This window comes from Flavobacterium ovatum, from assembly GCF_040703125.1.
Taxonomy (GTDB): Bacteria; Bacteroidota; Bacteroidia; order Flavobacteriales; family Flavobacteriaceae; genus Flavobacterium; species Flavobacterium ovatum.
In genome coordinates, this window is sequence record NZ_CP160035.1 from 822236 (window position 1) to 837801 (window position 15566).

The 15566-nt window shown below is 31.6% G+C and carries 17 protein-coding genes and 1 pseudogene; 5 read left to right on the top strand and 13 right to left on the bottom strand.

Annotated elements, in window-relative coordinates; all coding sequences use genetic code 11:
* Positions 1 to 9: 9 nt before the first annotated feature.
* Positions 10 to 615 (bottom strand): DUF4254 domain-containing protein, encoded by a 606-nt coding sequence (locus ABZP37_RS03635; RefSeq protein WP_366185699.1) that lies wholly within the window; start codon positions 613 to 615, stop codon positions 10 to 12.
* A gap of 97 nt (positions 616 to 712) precedes the next feature.
* On the opposite strand from ABZP37_RS03635, the gene upp reads away from it, so the two are divergent.
* On the top strand, positions 713 to 1366 hold the full coding sequence (upp, locus tag ABZP37_RS03640; RefSeq protein WP_366185700.1) for a uracil phosphoribosyltransferase: 654 nt from the start codon (positions 713 to 715) through the stop codon (positions 1364 to 1366).
* Here the strand turns inward: upp and ABZP37_RS03645 are convergent.
* Positions 1361 to 2290: a DUF6427 family protein gene (locus ABZP37_RS03645; RefSeq protein WP_366185702.1), complete on the bottom strand. Its 930-nt coding sequence runs from the start codon at positions 2288 to 2290 to the stop codon at positions 1361 to 1363. The two genes, upp and ABZP37_RS03645, sit on opposite strands and share 6 nt — an antisense overlap.
* A gap of 133 nt (positions 2291 to 2423) precedes the next feature.
* Here ABZP37_RS03645 and ABZP37_RS03650 point away from each other — a divergent pair, with 133 nt between their 5' ends.
* A complete protein-coding gene (locus tag ABZP37_RS03650; protein ID WP_366185703.1) occupies positions 2424 to 2654 on the top strand; it encodes a uracil phosphoribosyltransferase in 231 nt (76 codons plus the stop codon).
* 47 nt (positions 2655 to 2701) lie between these two features.
* Here the strand turns inward: ABZP37_RS03650 and purD are convergent, their stop codons facing one another.
* A complete protein-coding gene (gene purD, locus ABZP37_RS03655) occupies positions 2702 to 3976 on the bottom strand; it encodes a phosphoribosylamine--glycine ligase (protein ID WP_366185704.1) in 1275 nt (424 codons plus the stop codon).
* Positions 3977 to 4221: 245 nt separating this feature from the next.
* Between purD and ABZP37_RS03660 the strand changes: the two genes are divergently transcribed.
* Complete coding sequence (locus ABZP37_RS03660) at positions 4222 to 5541, top strand: phenylacetate--CoA ligase family protein (RefSeq protein ID WP_366185706.1); 1320 nt, start codon at positions 4222 to 4224, stop codon at positions 5539 to 5541.
* Here the strand turns inward: ABZP37_RS03660 and ABZP37_RS03665 are convergent.
* The 6 genes and pseudogenes from ABZP37_RS03665 to ABZP37_RS03690 form a co-directional block, all read right to left on the bottom strand.
* Positions 5528 to 6298 (bottom strand): glycosyltransferase family 2 protein, encoded by a 771-nt coding sequence (locus tag ABZP37_RS03665; protein ID WP_366185708.1) that lies wholly within the window; start codon positions 6296 to 6298, stop codon positions 5528 to 5530. The genes ABZP37_RS03660 and ABZP37_RS03665 overlap by 14 nt on opposite strands.
* Positions 6299 to 6300: 2 nt before the next feature.
* On the bottom strand, positions 6301 to 7644 hold the full coding sequence (locus ABZP37_RS03670) for an exopolysaccharide biosynthesis polyprenyl glycosylphosphotransferase (protein ID WP_366185710.1): 1344 nt from the start codon (positions 7642 to 7644) through the stop codon (positions 6301 to 6303).
* Positions 7645 to 7700: 56 nt separating this feature from the next.
* A pseudogene (locus ABZP37_RS03675) lies at positions 7701 to 8137 on the bottom strand (GDP-mannose 4,6-dehydratase).
* A gap of 75 nt (positions 8138 to 8212) precedes the next feature.
* Entirely contained in the window at positions 8213 to 9889 is a 1677-nt protein-coding gene (locus ABZP37_RS03680) for a hypothetical protein (RefSeq protein WP_366185712.1), read from the bottom strand.
* Positions 9886 to 11388, bottom strand: a complete 1503-nt coding sequence (locus ABZP37_RS03685) for a GH3 auxin-responsive promoter family protein (protein ID WP_366185713.1) — start codon at positions 11386 to 11388, stop codon at positions 9886 to 9888. Before ABZP37_RS03685 ends, ABZP37_RS03680 begins: the two co-directional genes overlap by 4 nt.
* 1 nt (position 11389) lies before the next feature.
* Positions 11390 to 11908: a peptidase gene (locus ABZP37_RS03690; RefSeq protein WP_366185715.1), complete on the bottom strand. Its 519-nt coding sequence runs from the start codon at positions 11906 to 11908 to the stop codon at positions 11390 to 11392.
* Between the two features lie 549 nt (positions 11909 to 12457).
* On the opposite strand from ABZP37_RS03690, the gene tatA reads away from it, so the two are divergent.
* Both tatA and ABZP37_RS03700 read left to right on the top strand, forming a co-directional pair.
* Positions 12458 to 12643 (top strand): twin-arginine translocase TatA/TatE family subunit, encoded by a 186-nt coding sequence (gene tatA, locus ABZP37_RS03695; RefSeq protein WP_366185716.1) that lies wholly within the window; start codon positions 12458 to 12460, stop codon positions 12641 to 12643.
* Between the two features lie 254 nt (positions 12644 to 12897).
* Positions 12898 to 13413 carry a hypothetical protein gene (locus tag ABZP37_RS03700; RefSeq protein ID WP_366185718.1) on the top strand — a complete coding sequence of 172 codons (516 nt, stop codon included), beginning with the start codon at positions 12898 to 12900 and terminating at the stop codon, positions 13411 to 13413.
* A gap of 203 nt (positions 13414 to 13616) precedes the next feature.
* Here ABZP37_RS03700 and ABZP37_RS03705 read toward each other — a convergent pair whose 3' ends face one another.
* The 4 genes from ABZP37_RS03705 to ABZP37_RS03720 form a co-directional block, all read right to left on the bottom strand.
* On the bottom strand, positions 13617 to 14750 hold the full coding sequence (locus tag ABZP37_RS03705) for an ATP-binding protein (protein ID WP_366185719.1): 1134 nt from the start codon (positions 14748 to 14750) through the stop codon (positions 13617 to 13619).
* 105 nt (positions 14751 to 14855) lie between these two features.
* Complete coding sequence (locus tag ABZP37_RS03710) at positions 14856 to 14978, bottom strand: S1 RNA-binding domain-containing protein (protein ID WP_366185721.1); 123 nt, start codon at positions 14976 to 14978, stop codon at positions 14856 to 14858.
* Between the two features lie 12 nt (positions 14979 to 14990).
* On the bottom strand, positions 14991 to 15332 hold the full coding sequence (locus ABZP37_RS03715) for a DUF5615 family PIN-like protein (protein ID WP_366185723.1): 342 nt from the start codon (positions 15330 to 15332) through the stop codon (positions 14991 to 14993).
* A complete protein-coding gene (locus tag ABZP37_RS03720; protein ID WP_366185725.1) occupies positions 15329 to 15559 on the bottom strand; it encodes a DUF433 domain-containing protein in 231 nt (76 codons plus the stop codon). The genes ABZP37_RS03715 and ABZP37_RS03720 overlap by 4 nt, the downstream gene beginning before the upstream one ends.
* Positions 15560 to 15566 lie beyond the last annotated feature (7 nt).

Sequence of the window (15566 nt, forward strand, 5' to 3'; positions counted from 1 at the left end):
ATGTCTCAATTACTTCTTTCCTTGGTACAAAACAGGATTCAATTCATCATCATTGTACATTTTCATTTGCTTGTACACTTTCATGAATTTATCACCATTTGAGATATCAGTCAACAAATCATCGATTGCAGTTGATAAATCAGTTCTTTGCTCCAATAGAATGTTCAATTTATCTTGACATTTATCTCTATGATCTTGTGAAGCTTCGGCACGAGTAGCTTCTTCGTTCATGTGGTAAATTTTCAAGGCCAAGATTGACAATCTATCAAATGCCCAAGCAGGACTTTCAGAGTTAATTTTCGCTTCTACTTTAGCTTCTACTTTACTGTATTTTTGTAAAAAATAACCATCGATGTATTCCACCATATCTGTACGTTCTTGGTTAGAAGCATCAATTTTACGCTTCAAAGTCAAGGCCGCTACTGGGTCTATATTTGGGTCACGAATAATGTCTTCATAATGCCATTGTACTGTATCAATCCAATTTTTCAAATAAAGCAAATGCTCAAATTGATCTTTTGGAAAAGGATTGTTTATCGGTTGATCTACATTATCATATTGATGATAATCTTTAATACTTTGTTCGAAAACGGAATAAGCTAGTTTTGAAAACATATCGTTATATTTTATATAAGCAAAGATACTTTTTATACTTTTATAAAAAAATTAGAATTAAACTTTCTGATTCTAATTCAAAAAAGCCGTTTTTACTATGAAAATTCATCATTTATCTGAAAAAAATAGTGTGTTGAATCATTTTTTGGCACAAATCAGAAATGTAAATATCCATCAAGACCGTATGCGTTTTCGCCGAAATATCGAACGCATTGGGGAAATTATGGCGTATGAAATTAGTAAAAATTTCGACTACAATCCTATTGAAATTCAAACACCATTAGGGACAAAATCTAGTACTGAAATCCAAGATCCTATTGTGATTTGTTCTATTCTAAGAGCTGGATTGCCTTTTCATCAAGGTTTTTTGAATTACTTTGATGAAGCTGATAATGGATTTATATCAGCTTTCAGGTACCATCCCAACCATGACGAATTTTTTGAAATTAGAGTAGAATACCAAGCCGTTGGCGACATTAATTCAAAATATGTATTGCTAGTTGATCCCATGCTTGCTACGGGACAATCCATAGTTGCTGTGTTTAACAAATTAATTGAAAGAGGTTCTCCAAAAGAAATTCATATCGGAGTTGTTATTGCTGCTCCTGAAGGTATTGCTCATCTTGAAGAAAAATTACCTAAAAATTGTCATCTATGGATTGCTTCAATAGATGAAAAACTAAATGATCAATTTTACATTGTTCCTGGATTAGGAGACGCCGGTGATTTAGGGTATGGAACTAAATTATAGTTGAGAGAAAAAAGCAAACAAACTACAAAGAATTAAAACACCCAAAACTATTTCTTGTTTCAATTTTACCTGTGGCAACTCTATATGATTAGTAGCCATAATTGCTAATGGTGCAATAGTAAACACTAACAAATCATTGCTCTTATTAGATGAAATAATAAAAATAATTATCCCAATAAAAAATGATGCTATTATTTTTTTATAAGTGGCATGTGTTATTAAAGGCTTTGAGCCAAAGGTAGCTACCACGGATATTACAAAAAACAAAGCTACGGTGGCATAAATAGAAAAGGCTATGTTTTGATAATTATTTGTGAAATAACTAATTTCAAAATTAGTTAATACGCTATTACTAATGTAGGCAACCCCATCTAAATTGAATACAATTGAGAAAAGTAAAAAAAGTGCTCCTGCAGTAAAAAATGCAATAAACGGTAAAATCCAGTTTCTATAATCCCTTGCCACGTGGAACATAATAGAAATAAAAACTAAGGCAATATATAAAATACACCAAAAATGGAATAACGAAGCCACAAATATCCAAAGTGAAGCATCGAATATTTTCTCTTTCGAGGCTTTTAAGGAATGTAAGGAAACTAATCTTCGTAAAGCTAAAAGCACAAAAAAGTTAGCCAAAATTAAATTCAAATTATTCCATAAAGAGGGGAAAAAAGAAAATAGTAAGAAATAAAACAATATAGGATAACTACTGTCTTTAGAGAGACCGTTTTTTTTAGAAATGAAACTCGTAATAAAAACTGAAATGATTGTTACCGACAATATTCCTACTTTTTCAAAAATCAAAATAGTAGAATTTACCCAAGAAATATCTTGAATTTGATAGACGGAAAAGAAAACCAGTATTAAAATTACTACCAAGGAAAAATTTAATGGTGTAGATTTTTTAAAAACACTTGTTATCATAAGGATATTTTATACTTTTGTGACTGTAAATATAAGACTTGTTTAAAAAGGAAAGCGTTAAGTTGAAAAAGATTCTTTTAAAAAAGATATTTACACTTGAATTAAATAAAAAAAACAAAATAATTTTACCGATATGAAAACATTTTTCGAAGGAATTCAATACCTATTTGTAAATATCTTATTTGCTCCTTTAGATTTTTTACGTTCTCTTGAACTTAAAACATGGTTTGGGGCGAATACCATTAACTGGGTATTCATGATTATATGTGCTGCTGCAATGGTATATTGGATCAAACAACTAAGAATATTTGATGAAGCAGGAACTGAAAATCAAGATACTACAGCACATTCATTCTTGAAATAAAAACAAAATCCTCAATCTTTATATAGATTGAGGATTCTTTTTATCCCTTAGAGTAAATCGTTTCCGATGTCTCTTCTAAAATTCTTTTTCTCAAATTGGATTTTATCCACACTTGCATAAGACTTTTTCAAGGCTTCTTGAAAATTATCACCGTAAGAAGTAATTGCCATAACGCGTCCTCCATTAGTTACTACTGAATCTCCATTTAATGTAGTACCCGCATGAAATACGATAGAATCGGTAACGTTTTCTAGTCCCGTAATTACTTTCCCTTTTTCAAATTCTTCTGGGTAACCTCCAGAAACAAGCATTACTGTAGTGGCACTTCTTTCATCTACTTCAAGAGTGATTTCATCTAGTTTTTCATTGGCTACAGCCAAAAATAACTCTACTAAATCTGTTTTTAACCTAGGAACTACAACTTCAGTTTCTGGATCACCCATACGTACATTGTACTCAATCACGATAGGTTCATTGTTTACATTGATCAAACCAATAAAAACAAAACCTTTGTATTCAATACCATCTTTTTGAAAACCTTCAATGGTTGGTTTAACGATTCGTGTTTCGATTTTTTCCATCAAAACGGCATCAACATACGATACTGGAGAAACAGCTCCCATACCGCCTGTATTCAATCCTGTGTCCCCTTCACCAATACGTTTGTAATCTTTGGCAGTTGGTAGAATCTTATAGCTTTTACCATCCGTAAGAACAAAACAGCTCAATTCAATTCCATCTAAAAATTCTTCAATAACTACTTTTGAACTGGCATCACCAAATTTTTGATTCACTAGCATATTTCTCAATTCTTCTTGAGCTTCGGCTAAATCGTGAATAATTAGCACTCCTTTTCCAGCCGCTAAACCATCTGCTTTCAATACGAAAGGCGGTTTTAAAGTGGCCAAAAATGTACAACCTTGTTCTACAGTTTCTGCCGTAAAACTATCATAAGCAGCGGTTGGAATATTGTGTTTTACTAAAAATTCTTTGGCAAATTCTTTACTTCCTTCAAGAGTAGCACCCAATTTTGATGGTCCTATCACTGGAATTTGACTTAATTCAGCATCATTTTTGAAAAAATCAAAAATACCTTTTACTAAAGGATCCTCAGGTCCTACTACAACCATTTCTATGTTTTTGTCCAAAACCAAAGCTTTAACCGCTTCAAAATCAGTTGGACTAATCGCTACATTAGTTGCAATAGAAGCTGTTCCTGCATTTCCTGGCGCCACATAAAGCGTGTCACAAAGCGGACTTTGAATCATTTTCCAAGCAAATGCATGCTCTCTTCCTCCAGAACCTAATAGTAAAATATTCATGTGTATTATTTTTAGTCGATTATTTTCATTTTTAAAATGATGGTGCAAAAATAATTGGTTTTGAATCTAATACCAATAATAAATTGATTTTAAATCCTTCAAAAATCAATTATTATCTAAACCATTCCATAATTTGGATCGTTTTCATTCAATATCTCTATGAAATTAATTAATTTTAAAAAAATATCTACTCATACTACTTAGTAGAATGGTTTAATACTATTTTTGAAGAAACAAATTATAGCATGTTTTCACTTTTTGACTTATCTCTTAGGCTCAATAGCTTTCCTATAAAGAAAGCCAAAGCGGATTTGGAGAAAATTGTCAAATTATCTGAAAATGAAAAAGCGAATTTTATAGAAATTCAAAAAAAAATAATTGTTGATTTTCATTTGAAAAACAATTCCTTTTACAAACAACTTGTCGGGAATTCTACATTTCAAGATTGGGAAAAACTTCCCGTTTTAAACAAAACCAATCTACAACAATCTTTAAAGAAAAGATTATCAAAAGGGTACAACATTAATAATGTTTATTTAAATAAAACTTCAGGTTCTAGTGGAACTCCTTTTATTTTTGCCAAAGATAAATATTGCCATGCCTTGACTTGGGCATCTAATTTTATGCGTTTTGGTTGGTACGACATCAACCTAAGCACCTCATATCAAGCCCGGTTTTATGGCATTCCAAAGGATTTTATTGGAAACACAAAAGAGCGTCTAAAAGACTTTTTAAGTCGTAGATATCGTTTTTCAGTATTTGATCTTTCAGACGAAAATTTAGAACTATTTTTAATTAGTTTTCGAACTAAAAAATTCGATTACATCAACGGATATACGAGTTCGATAGTTTTATTTGCAAAATTTTTACAAACGAAAAATATCGTTCTTAAAGATATCTGTCCTAGTTTGAAGGTTTGCATGGTCACCTCAGAAATGCTTTTTGAAGAGGATAAAAAATTACTAGAAATACAACTTGGAATCCCTATTGTCAATGAATACGGAGCCTCTGAATTAGATCTGATTGCATTTCAAAACACTAATGGCGAATGGCAAATCAATTCCGAAACGCTTTATGTTGAAATTCTAGATGATAATGATATTGTTTTACCTTACGGAGAAGCGGGTCGTGTAGTAATCACTTCCTTATTTAACAAAGCACACCCATTTATTCGCTATGATATTGGTGATATTGGCATTTTGGACGAAAATAGTACACTTGACAAGCCTATTTTGAAAAAACTCATTGGGAGAACCAATGATATTGTTCATTTTCCAAGTGGAAAAAAGTCTCCAGGCTTAATATTTTATTATATAACCAAAAGTATAATTGAAGACGATGGCAATGTCAAAGAGTTTATTATTAATCAAAAAAAATTAGACCGCTTCGAAATCAAATATGTAAGTGAAACAGAATTAAGTACTGCTAAAATTGAAAAGATGCAACAAGCTATCGATTTATATTTAGAACCCAATTTGAACTTCATTTTTACAAAAAAAGAGTCTTTAAAAAGATCTAAAAGAGGAAAGCTCAAGCAATTTAAGTCGGATTTTATACTTTCTTAATATAAAAAGGTTTTATCGCTAATTGTGTAAATAAAAAAACCATCATACAACCTATTGCTACAACCCAATTATAGCCGTGATATTTTCTATATACGGCAAAATTATGTTTGACCAAATCCATTTTTGAAGACGAAATAGAATTTTGACGTACTCTATAAAAAGCCAAACTTTCAGGAACGGCTTGTGCTTTTTTAATTTTTTTTAATATTGCTAACCAATGCATCCAATCTTGCCGTTTACGTATAGGTGAAATAGGAATTTTTCCGAAAAACTGAGTGTCGTAAATTCCTGTAAGATTTCCAATATAATTGCAAAAAAATACTTGCCTATAACTTAAATTTTTGGGAGGAATGACTCTTTTATTTATTGATTTTCCTTCTTCATCGATACAATCATAGGCTGAAAAGGTAAAAGGAATTTTTTGTTCCTGAAGGAAATCAAGTTGTTTTTTGAGCTTATCTGTCTTCCATAAATCATCCGCGTCTAAAAAAGCAATATATCTTCCTTGAACATACTTTAGGGCAGTATTTCTTGCTACACCAGTACCAGAGTTACTATCGAGTTTATAAAGGTTAATTCTCGAATCTTTTTGAATCATTTGGTTGATTAGTCGAACTGTATTATCATTAGAAGCGTCATCAACAATAATAATTTCCCAATTCTTATGCGATTGATTTTGCACAGACTCAATCGTCTCTACAATGAATTTTTGAGAATTGAAAGTGGGAATAATTACTGAAACTAAGGAGCTTTCCATTTTTAATAAGCTTTTTTATCTCCAACAAGGGTGCAAACAATAGTTGAAAATATAATTTTTAAATCTAATAAAAAAGACCATTTTTCTACATAAAAAACATCAAATTTTACCCGATTAACTATATCCTCATTCGATTCTATTTCACCTCTAAAACCACTAACCTGTGCCAGTCCAGTTATTCCTGGTTTTATAAAATGTCTGACCATAAATTTATCGATGCGTTGTAAATAATCCTCGTTTACCGAAATCATTTGTGGTCTAGGACCAACTATTGACATATCACCTAATAAGACATTGAAAAATTGCGGCATTTCATCAATATTTGTCTTTCTTATAATTTTACCAATTTTTGTAATCCTTTTATCAAATTTAGTAACCAATTCTGTATCCGAACTTTTGTTGACGTATAATGACCTGAACTTATAACAAATAAACACTTTATAGTTAATTCCATTTCTTTTTTGCTTAAAAAAAACAGGTCCCTTAGTTTCTAATTTTATTAAAATAGTCAAAATTATCGTCAACCATGAAAGTACAAAAACAATCATAAATAACGAAAATATTATATCAAAAACCCTTTTTAAAATATAATTTCTGGGATTGTCAAGTGGAATATCTCGCATGGGAATTAACGGAATATAGCCTAAGTAATCATAATTGATATTGTTTAATAAAATATTTTTACTGTCAGGAATATATTTCAGTGTTTTTAAATTTTTATCAGCAAAATCTTCTAGCAAAATAACATCTTTGACTTCCAAATCAACCAATGAACAATAAATTTCATCTATATAATTATTAAGAACGTATTGTAATGCTTTTTGAATTTGAAGATTACTGTCTTTATTAACATAAAAAATATTCACTATTTTATATCCGTAGTCTATATTTTCATTGAAAAACTGGATGAGTTCTTTTATTTCCTCACCACTTCCTATTACAATAACTTTTCTAAAATTTCCTCCCAAAAATCTTCTAAAAAACTGTAAAAAATAATACACAAAAAGTTTTAAAACTGCTGTCAATGCAATAACTAGTACTACATATTTAAAACTTTTAGAAATACTTACATTCTCAACCATATATCCTGCATAGGCAAAAATAAGAATTGTAAAAATTAGAAATTGATTAAATATTTTAGAGACTATTTCTAACGGTTTAGTAAATCGATATACCTCATAATAACCAATATTCCATGAAATTATTAACCATGAAAATGTAATAAAAAAATGACTAATTAACTCAATTTTTGATTCAATACAATAATAAAATAACAAATTTATTAGTATTAAATCAATAAAATAAGTAAAAGGTCTTATGTAACCAGAATATCTTCCTTTTGTCATTAAAAAAATTATTTTATATAATCTGAAAAATCTTTATGCTCTTCCTTCATCAATTCCTATTTGGATAATGATTTGAAATATTCGTATGTTATTGCCATTACTTCTGCTCTATCTACTTTGTATTCCCAATCTAATAATTCTTTAGCTTTTGTAATATCTGGTTGTCTTTGTAAAGAGTCATTAACGGGCAAAGGGTGATAAACTATTTTGTGATTGGTTCCTATCAACTTGCTGATTTCATCTGAATTTCCAATATTTACTGGATACACATAATCAGATTACAATAATCTAATTGGCCTGGCACATGAACAAATTTTGTGATATCATGATGATAGAATTCAAAATTTTCTAATTTAATTAAATGTTCAATATTTTTCAAATCTCCTGTAATGAGATTATCCATATCTATTACATAATATCCTCCATTAATAAATTGGTCACAAAGATCTGATCCTAAAAATCCTGTAGAACCTGTAATTAGTATTCGTTTCATATATTGATTAGTATTCTTATTGTAACCTTCTGTAAAAAAAAGGCTTTTTACCTTAAATAAAAAACAATTGATGATTTATTGTCTTAAAATTTGTTCTAATATCTTAATGGTAATCAAATAAGTGGGCTTTACGCCTGTAGTCCCCAGTCCTCCTGAAGCTAAGGTACTTCCTGTTTCCAGAGGGTTATCCGAGGCGTAATAGGCATAACGTACTTTTACATCTTTTGGTATGCTCTTCCTAATTTTTGAGGCTGATTGAATCGCTTTTTGATAATGAGAACCTTCCATTTCTAACCCAATGACTCCCCAAGTAGAATCATGAAAAAACTTCAATAAATCTCTGTTTTGTAATGAGGTTCCTAAGACGGTAACCATAGGTCCTGAAAAAACTGAAATTCCATTATCCTCAAACATTGTTGCTGTTAGTTCGTTTTCAAAATAATAATTATCTGCCGTTCCTTCATTGATATGGGCATTAGGAATCATAATATCTCCCTTACCTCCTTCTAGAATTCCTGCTTTACCCATAATAGATACAGATTCAACTTGTAATAAAGTATCCTTTTTATACGGTTTTAATAATTCATCAATGGTTTCATAGGCTTGTTCACCAAAGGCATAATCCATTACAATCAAAATGGGTTCTTTACCTTCTAAATCTGTATTTGGGAATGAAGTATTCTCCCAGTTAATTTTAGCCGTATCAAAAATCTGAACGTCAATATTAGTACCTGAAGTGTCCGGTAGAAAATACATCCCATTTTTTTTAGCGACCACTTCTACTTTTTTACGTAATTCTTGCGAATCAGACTTACTCAACTCTTCATATATGGAAAGATCTGAATACTCTTTGAATTTGGATTTTAAAGCCTGACCTGCAAAAATAGAATTCATCACCGAATGCATATTGGCACTAATCACATGAATAGGTCGGTCTAAAAGTTCGTTGGCTTTTAAAACTTCCTTAATACGTGTTGCCCATATTTCACCATGAATATGATGTCCTAATCGCTCCCTCAAAATAGGGCTAAAGGTAATCGTTCTTTTGGTATTTTCGGTAACTTCTTCGATAGCTAATTTTCCTAGCCAATAAATAATATGTAAAAAACGATCCGGTACCGATACTGTACCAAAGGCATCATAAATATCTGAAATATCCTCAAAGGTTCTTCCTAAAACGTTTGCTGTATGGGAGATGGCTTTTTCCCTTTCAATCAAGGTTAATTTTTTCTTTTGAGCAACAGCTTGCTCTAATTTTTCCCAATCTCTAGAAATTTCTCCCCCATCATCCAGCATTACCCGATGACGAATTTTATGGGATTCAATAAAGATAAAAGTCAAGTGTGTCAAAATATCATAAATATCTGAACGTCCTCTGGTGATTTCAATATGCATTAAATCATCGTCAATACGATAGCAATTGCGTCTACGTTTGAGTGGAATTATAGGTTTAAAATGTGATTTATCATAACCTTCATGAGACGTTAAATTAATAAAACGACATTCTTCTATACCCATTGGTAAACGTTCTATCACATATAAAAGTCCTTTAAGTTCTACTTTTTCATCGGCTATATGTCCGTAAATTTCAGGTCTTAGAGTCAATAATGCCTCTCTTAAACTATCACCAGAAATTCCCATGGGCTTGTAAAACCCACGGTTGAATAAATGACGCATGGTAATGTACAACTTCTCAATGGCAGCTGATGACTCTTGGGCACGAGTAATCTTTAAATTTTTAGTTTCTGTCATAATTTAGTAGGTAATAAATCAACTATTTTTCTATCATTGGATAATCGAGGGACTTTGTTTTGTCCGCCTAATTTGCCTATCGATTTCATGTATTCTTGAAAACCGTTTTTGGATACTTTGGTAATCACTACTTTTTGCAAAATGTTTCCCACAATCAAATCATCATAATAAATGTTTTGTTTACGCATGGCATTGTCTATCGCTTCCGCAAAAGTTTGCATATTGGTTGGTTCTCCCGAGGCTTCGGGATCAAATTCAATAAACCATTCGTGATAGGGCAACCCAGATATTGGGCTGATTTGTGGTGCCACAGTAAATTCATTCACTCTAACCTCCGTTCCTTCCATTGCTTCTTGTAGTGCCGACTCGACTTCTTTGCCAATGACATGTTCTCCAAAAGCAGAAATGTAATGCTTGATACGTCCCGATACAATGACACGATATGGTTTTAAGCAGGTAAACTGAACGGTATCTCCAATATTATAACCCCAAAGTCCAGCATTGGTAGAAATAATTAGAACATAATTTACGTTCAATTCAACTTCTCCAATGGTATAACGTCTTGGTTTTTCTGAATAGAATTCGTCACTTTTTATAAATTCATAAAACATGCCTGAGTTCAAAAGCAACAACATTCCTTTTTCCTTTTGGGAATCTTGGTAGGCAAAAAAACCTTCCGATGCTGGAAACAATTCGATACTTGGTACTTTGCGACCAATTAAATTTTCAAATTTTGCTCGGTAAGGTTCATAGTTGACACCACCGTAAATGAAGAGATTGAAATTTTTGAAAATCTCACCAACGGGCTTCCCTCCTTTTTGGTGCAGCTTCTCAAAATACATTTGTACCCACGACGGAATTCCAGAAATCACGGTCATGTTTTCGTTGTAAGTCTCGGCAACGATGGCGTCAATCTTGGCTTCCCAATCTTCCATACAGTTGGTTTCCCAAGAAGGCATTCTGTTTTTTTGCAAATATTTTGGAACAAAATGCGCAACAATTCCAGACAGTCGTCCAAATTGGATTCCGTATTTTTCCTCCATTATGGGGCTTCCTTGGAGGAAAATCATTTTGCCAGAAACAAAGTCCGCTTTACCCGTTTCATGTATATAATGCAAAATAGCATTACGAGCGGCTTCAATATGAAACGGCATGGATTCCTTTGTCAGCGGAATGTATTTGGCTCCCGAGGTCGTTCCTGAAGTTTTGGCAAAATAGAGTGGTTTGCCTGGCCAAAGGATATTCTCTTCACCATGGACAACTTTATCAACATATACTTTTAAATCCTCATAATCCCGAATTGGGACTTGAGTAGCAAAATCTTGGTAATTTTTGATGGTCTCAAAATGGTGATCTTTACCAAATTGGGTTATTTTGGCTGTTTTTATTAATGATTCAAAAACAGCTTGCTGGGTTGCCACTGGATTTGTTGCCCAAAGTTGTGTTTTTTGGAACACTTTTTTTGCAAATATTTTGGCTGCTACTGATTTTATAAACATGCTATTTTGGTTTTTTGGTGGTTTGTCCTTTAGTTTTGGACAATTGTGCTGCTTTTTTTTCCTCCGCTGCAACTTTAGATCTTAACTCCAACTCTTCTTTGGAGGCATTGAGATTGTATTGGAGAACGGGCTCGTCACTTACATTTAGAATCGAATCTTTATTGAATTTAGCGTATTCTAATTGTCCGTTTAGTACTTTTTGAATGGATTGAATATAGGCTTCATTTTTCTTTAAAGCAATTATTAAGGAATCAGATTTTAGTGCTAACTCGGTTGCATCCCGTTTTAATTTGGATGAGGAATACCCTGGGATATATTCTCTTAGTGGTGTGAAAGCGATAATAAAAGTGGTGATAGAAATCAAAATAATAGCTCCAAGTGTTGCCACTACAAAGACATTCATCAAAGTCAATTTGAGTGAAAAAATTTCTTCAAACGTATCTTCATTCAAAATCACCAGCCGGTTTTTTGTGAATAATTTGTTGTGAAGCTTTTTGCGTTTCAATCTTTTTTTAGACATCTTTTTTTCTATAGGACACAAATATAATAATTAATGTAAACCAAACGGGTGTTGGTTTTTTTAAACCTTTGGGAAATTGGAAATAAAATTAATTTCAGATTTTTGATTAACTAATTTTGACCCGAGCGATAGCGAACTGGCGAAGCATTTCAGATGGTCGAGACCGAAAAACAAGCGAAATTTTATTTACTAACATAAAATCTAAAATCGTTAATCGTTGGTCTGCAATCAAAAATATTTTTACCTCCAGTTTGCGCGCATGAGGGATAGAAGCTATCCGCCTCGGCGGAGCGTATAGCCCGACAGCAGTAGCGTAAGGGGCTTTGTGAGCGCAATAAAAATAAGCCCCTTGCGCTACTGGTGGCATGCCCAACTAATTTTACTATTATGAATTTGAGTGATTTTGAGTGACTTATAGGACTGTTTTTAATAAACTTTTAACTTGAAGGGGTATAAAAAAATCCATTTTGGTGAGTTTGTATTGGGTAATTCTGTTTACCTTTGTCATTAGATTTATTACAAATAGGCTTCGGCATAAATTATTCAATCATGGGAAGATTTGGAGTTACAGAAATCCTAGTTATATTAGCAGTTGTATTATTACTTTTTGGAGGTAAAAAAATTCCAGAATTAATGAAAGGCTTAGGAAGTGGTCTTAAAGAATTTAAAAACGCTGCCAAAGACGAAGCTGATACTGATAAAAAAGAAGATAGCGATAAAAAAGAAACTAAATAAGAAATGCGTTTCTTGTTTTGAATTCCAAAATTCGATTGAAAAATCAAATTTTGGAATTTTTTTTGTGCCTTTATTACTCTCTTTTGCTAAGATGATTTTGGCAATTAAAACTGTTGTAAGCTGGATTATTTTGTACTTGAATATAAAATAAAGCTATTAAACCTTTAAAATTTTCTTAAGTCATAGGTAGAAATAATGTGAAGTACCTATTTTTATCGCCTTTGAATATAAAACACAAACAATCATACATTAAAATGACAAAAAAGAAGAAATCAAGTAATTTAATGCGAATCATCCACCGTTATTTAGGCTTTTTCCTTTCAGGAATAATGGCTGTTTATGCGATAAGTGGTGTCCTATTAATTTTTAGAGAAACTCCGTTTTTAAAACAAGAAAAAAATATTGTTAAAACAATTGCACCCAATTTAAGCGGGGAAGATTTAGGTAAAGAATTGCATCTTAGAAAATTTAAAGCAGAACGAGAAGAAGGAGATGTTGTGTTTTTCAAAGAAGGAACTTACAATAAAAAAACTGGAGCAACCGACTATACTACAACGAGTTTACCCTTTATTGTAGAAAAAATGAACCATTTGCATAAAGCAAAAACTGGCGAACCGCTTTTCTTTTTGAATGTGTTTTTTGGATTATCATTGCTTTTCTTTGTGATTTCGACTTTTTGGATGTTTACACCTAAAACTACCATATTCAAAAAAGGAATGTATTTCACCGTTGGCGGAATTGTACTGACTATTATAATGTTATTTTTGTAGAGAAAAAGTAATTGTAGCTATATATTGAAAAAACCATCTTTGATAGAGATGGTTTTTTGTGTTTTTATGGGTAAATTATAATTAACAGTTTGTCACTCTGAAAGAGTCCCTGCGTACGCTACACAAAGTTGCTGAGATGCTTTCAGCGACACAAACAGCGCCGAAGTAGAAGTATATTGTAGTTGTCTAAATCAGACAATTCATCACAATATATAATCCAAATAATTATCTTGATTGATGATTTCAAAACTTGCATCTGGATATGATTTGACAAATTCAGTTGGTGCTTTTGATTTTGCTTTTCCGTACTTATATTCAAAAGCCGATAAATGCTCATTCTTTTCTTCTATTCTGTCTATTTCTTGTTTAGTATGTGTTCGCCAAAAGTATTCGTTTACAAAATTTTCAGTATAACTCATTTTCTTTATTCGTTCAGAGTTTAAATAGTTTTCCCATAATTTCCCAACATCTTCTCGCATATTTAATGGATTAAAAGAGTTTATGATGGCATTCCTTATGCCGTTATCAACAAAATACCATTTTTTCATTTTGGTGATTTCATTATCTCTATTTCTACTAAAACCCGAAACACTGTAAATTATAAAAACTTTGGTAAATAAATTTAGATACTTTTCGACTGTATTTTTACTAATTTGTAAATCTCTACCCACACTTTCTAGAGATAATTCACTACCCGTTCTAAAGGCAACTATTTGTAGTAATGCAATAATTTTGTCCCTTTTTTTAATACCTTCAAATGCAAAAATATCCCGTAATAACTGAGTATTTACCAGTTCTTTTAAGTAGTTTATTTTATCCTCTCTATTGCTTATTTGACTTAATTCTGGATAACTTCCAAGTATTAATCTATCTTCTAAATTATTCTTGGTTTGTAGAAAGTTTTCTGTTTTGGAATATTCTATTTGGGAAATTGGATATAAATGAAGGGTTTTCATTCGACCTACCAAAGGTTCTCCTATCTGATTATTAATTTCAAAAGCAGAAGAACCTGTTACCAAAATTTTCAATCCTTCGATGGTATCTACCATCAATTTTAGTTTTTTGCCTATCGATGGAATTTCTTGAGCTTCATCTATTATCAGAATTTTGGTGTCACCTAAAAGTCTTTTGAAGTTTGCCGTGCTCTGAATTTCTAATAAATTATGGGTTTCAATATCATCACCATTTAAAAAAAGTACTTGTTCATCTACTTTCTCAATGAGCATTTTTATAAGTTCCGTTTTGCCGACACGTCTTGCCCCTAACAATACAATTACTTTATTAGGTTGCAATTTTTGTAATATTAAATCTAGTCCCAATCTAACTATTTCCATCATTTTGTGATTTAAAATGACTCAAATATAGAGTAATTAATTGATTTCCGTCAAGCAACTGACGGAAATCAATTAATTTCCGTCAAACAACTGACGGAAATTAATAATTTAAATCACCATAGTCAATTGTATTCTCTTTCTATCTTCATCCACTTCCGTGACTTTTACACTAAGGTGTTGGTGTGATTTTACTAGTAAATTTACAACGCTAGTAAATTTTATAATAACCACTTTAAAAATAAACTAATTGAAATATAATTCGAAAATATCATTTTCATCTGTCTTAATAAATTCAAATAGCTTTTCCTTATTTTCAATAATTAGGTCTAATAATCCTTTGGTGGAAAGATTAAAAGTTTTGAGGTAAATTAACTTGGGAGGCGCTTTTCTTAAAAGGACTATTTTCTCAAAATCATCGTCTTTACTTATGATAGTAAAACCATGTTTTTTGGCATAACTCCATATAGAAATATCAGTTGCAGGTTGACTAATCTTCAATTCTGATGCGTGCACAACTTCTGTAAAAAAGGGCTTAAGCTGTTTTATCATTCGCCAAGATAAATTTTCGTCTAATAATAATTTCACGAGGCAATTGAAATTTTAGTTATGTTATCTCTATAAGCTGCAAATGAAAGTGATGCTATAATTTTTTCTCTATTTAAAGATGGAAAATCTTCAATAATTTCTTCGACACTCATTCCAGATGCAAGATAAGATAGTACATCTGAAACAGTAATTCTTGTGTTAGAAATACAAGGTTTTCCGCTTCTAATTTCTGGATTTATGCTGATGTATTTTTGCCAATTTTCCATAATTAAT

Bases quoted from the DNA above. Each gene is read 5' to 3' on its own strand.
- ABZP37_RS03635 (WP_366185699.1), bottom strand. From the start codon at position 615: ATGTTTTCAAAACTAGCTTATTCCGTTTTCGAACAAAGTATTAAAGAT.
- upp (WP_366185700.1), top strand. From the start codon at position 713: ATGAAAATTCATCATTTATCTGAAAAAAATAGTGTGTTGAATCATTTT.
- ABZP37_RS03645 (WP_366185702.1), bottom strand. From the start codon at position 2,290: ATGATAACAAGTGTTTTTAAAAAATCTACACCATTAAATTTTTCCTTG.
- ABZP37_RS03650 (WP_366185703.1), top strand. From the start codon at position 2,424: ATGAAAACATTTTTCGAAGGAATTCAATACCTATTTGTAAATATCTTA.
- purD (WP_366185704.1), bottom strand. From the start codon at position 3,976: ATGAATATTTTACTATTAGGTTCTGGAGGAAGAGAGCATGCATTTGCT.
- ABZP37_RS03660 (WP_366185706.1), top strand. From the start codon at position 4,222: ATGTTTTCACTTTTTGACTTATCTCTTAGGCTCAATAGCTTTCCTATA.
- ABZP37_RS03665 (WP_366185708.1), bottom strand. From the start codon at position 6,298: ATGGAAAGCTCCTTAGTTTCAGTAATTATTCCCACTTTCAATTCTCAA.
- ABZP37_RS03670 (WP_366185710.1), bottom strand. From the start codon at position 7,644: ATGACAAAAGGAAGATATTCTGGTTACATAAGACCTTTTACTTATTTT.
- ABZP37_RS03680 (WP_366185712.1), bottom strand. From the start codon at position 9,889: ATGACAGAAACTAAAAATTTAAAGATTACTCGTGCCCAAGAGTCATCA.
- ABZP37_RS03685 (WP_366185713.1), bottom strand. From the start codon at position 11,388: ATGTTTATAAAATCAGTAGCAGCCAAAATATTTGCAAAAAAAGTGTTC.
- ABZP37_RS03690 (WP_366185715.1), bottom strand. From the start codon at position 11,908: ATGTCTAAAAAAAGATTGAAACGCAAAAAGCTTCACAACAAATTATTC.
- tatA (WP_366185716.1), top strand. From the start codon at position 12,458: ATGGGAAGATTTGGAGTTACAGAAATCCTAGTTATATTAGCAGTTGTA.
- ABZP37_RS03700 (WP_366185718.1), top strand. From the start codon at position 12,898: ATGACAAAAAAGAAGAAATCAAGTAATTTAATGCGAATCATCCACCGT.
- ABZP37_RS03705 (WP_366185719.1), bottom strand. From the start codon at position 14,750: ATGATGGAAATAGTTAGATTGGGACTAGATTTAATATTACAAAAATTG.
- ABZP37_RS03720 (WP_366185725.1), bottom strand. From the start codon at position 15,559: ATGGAAAATTGGCAAAAATACATCAGCATAAATCCAGAAATTAGAAGC.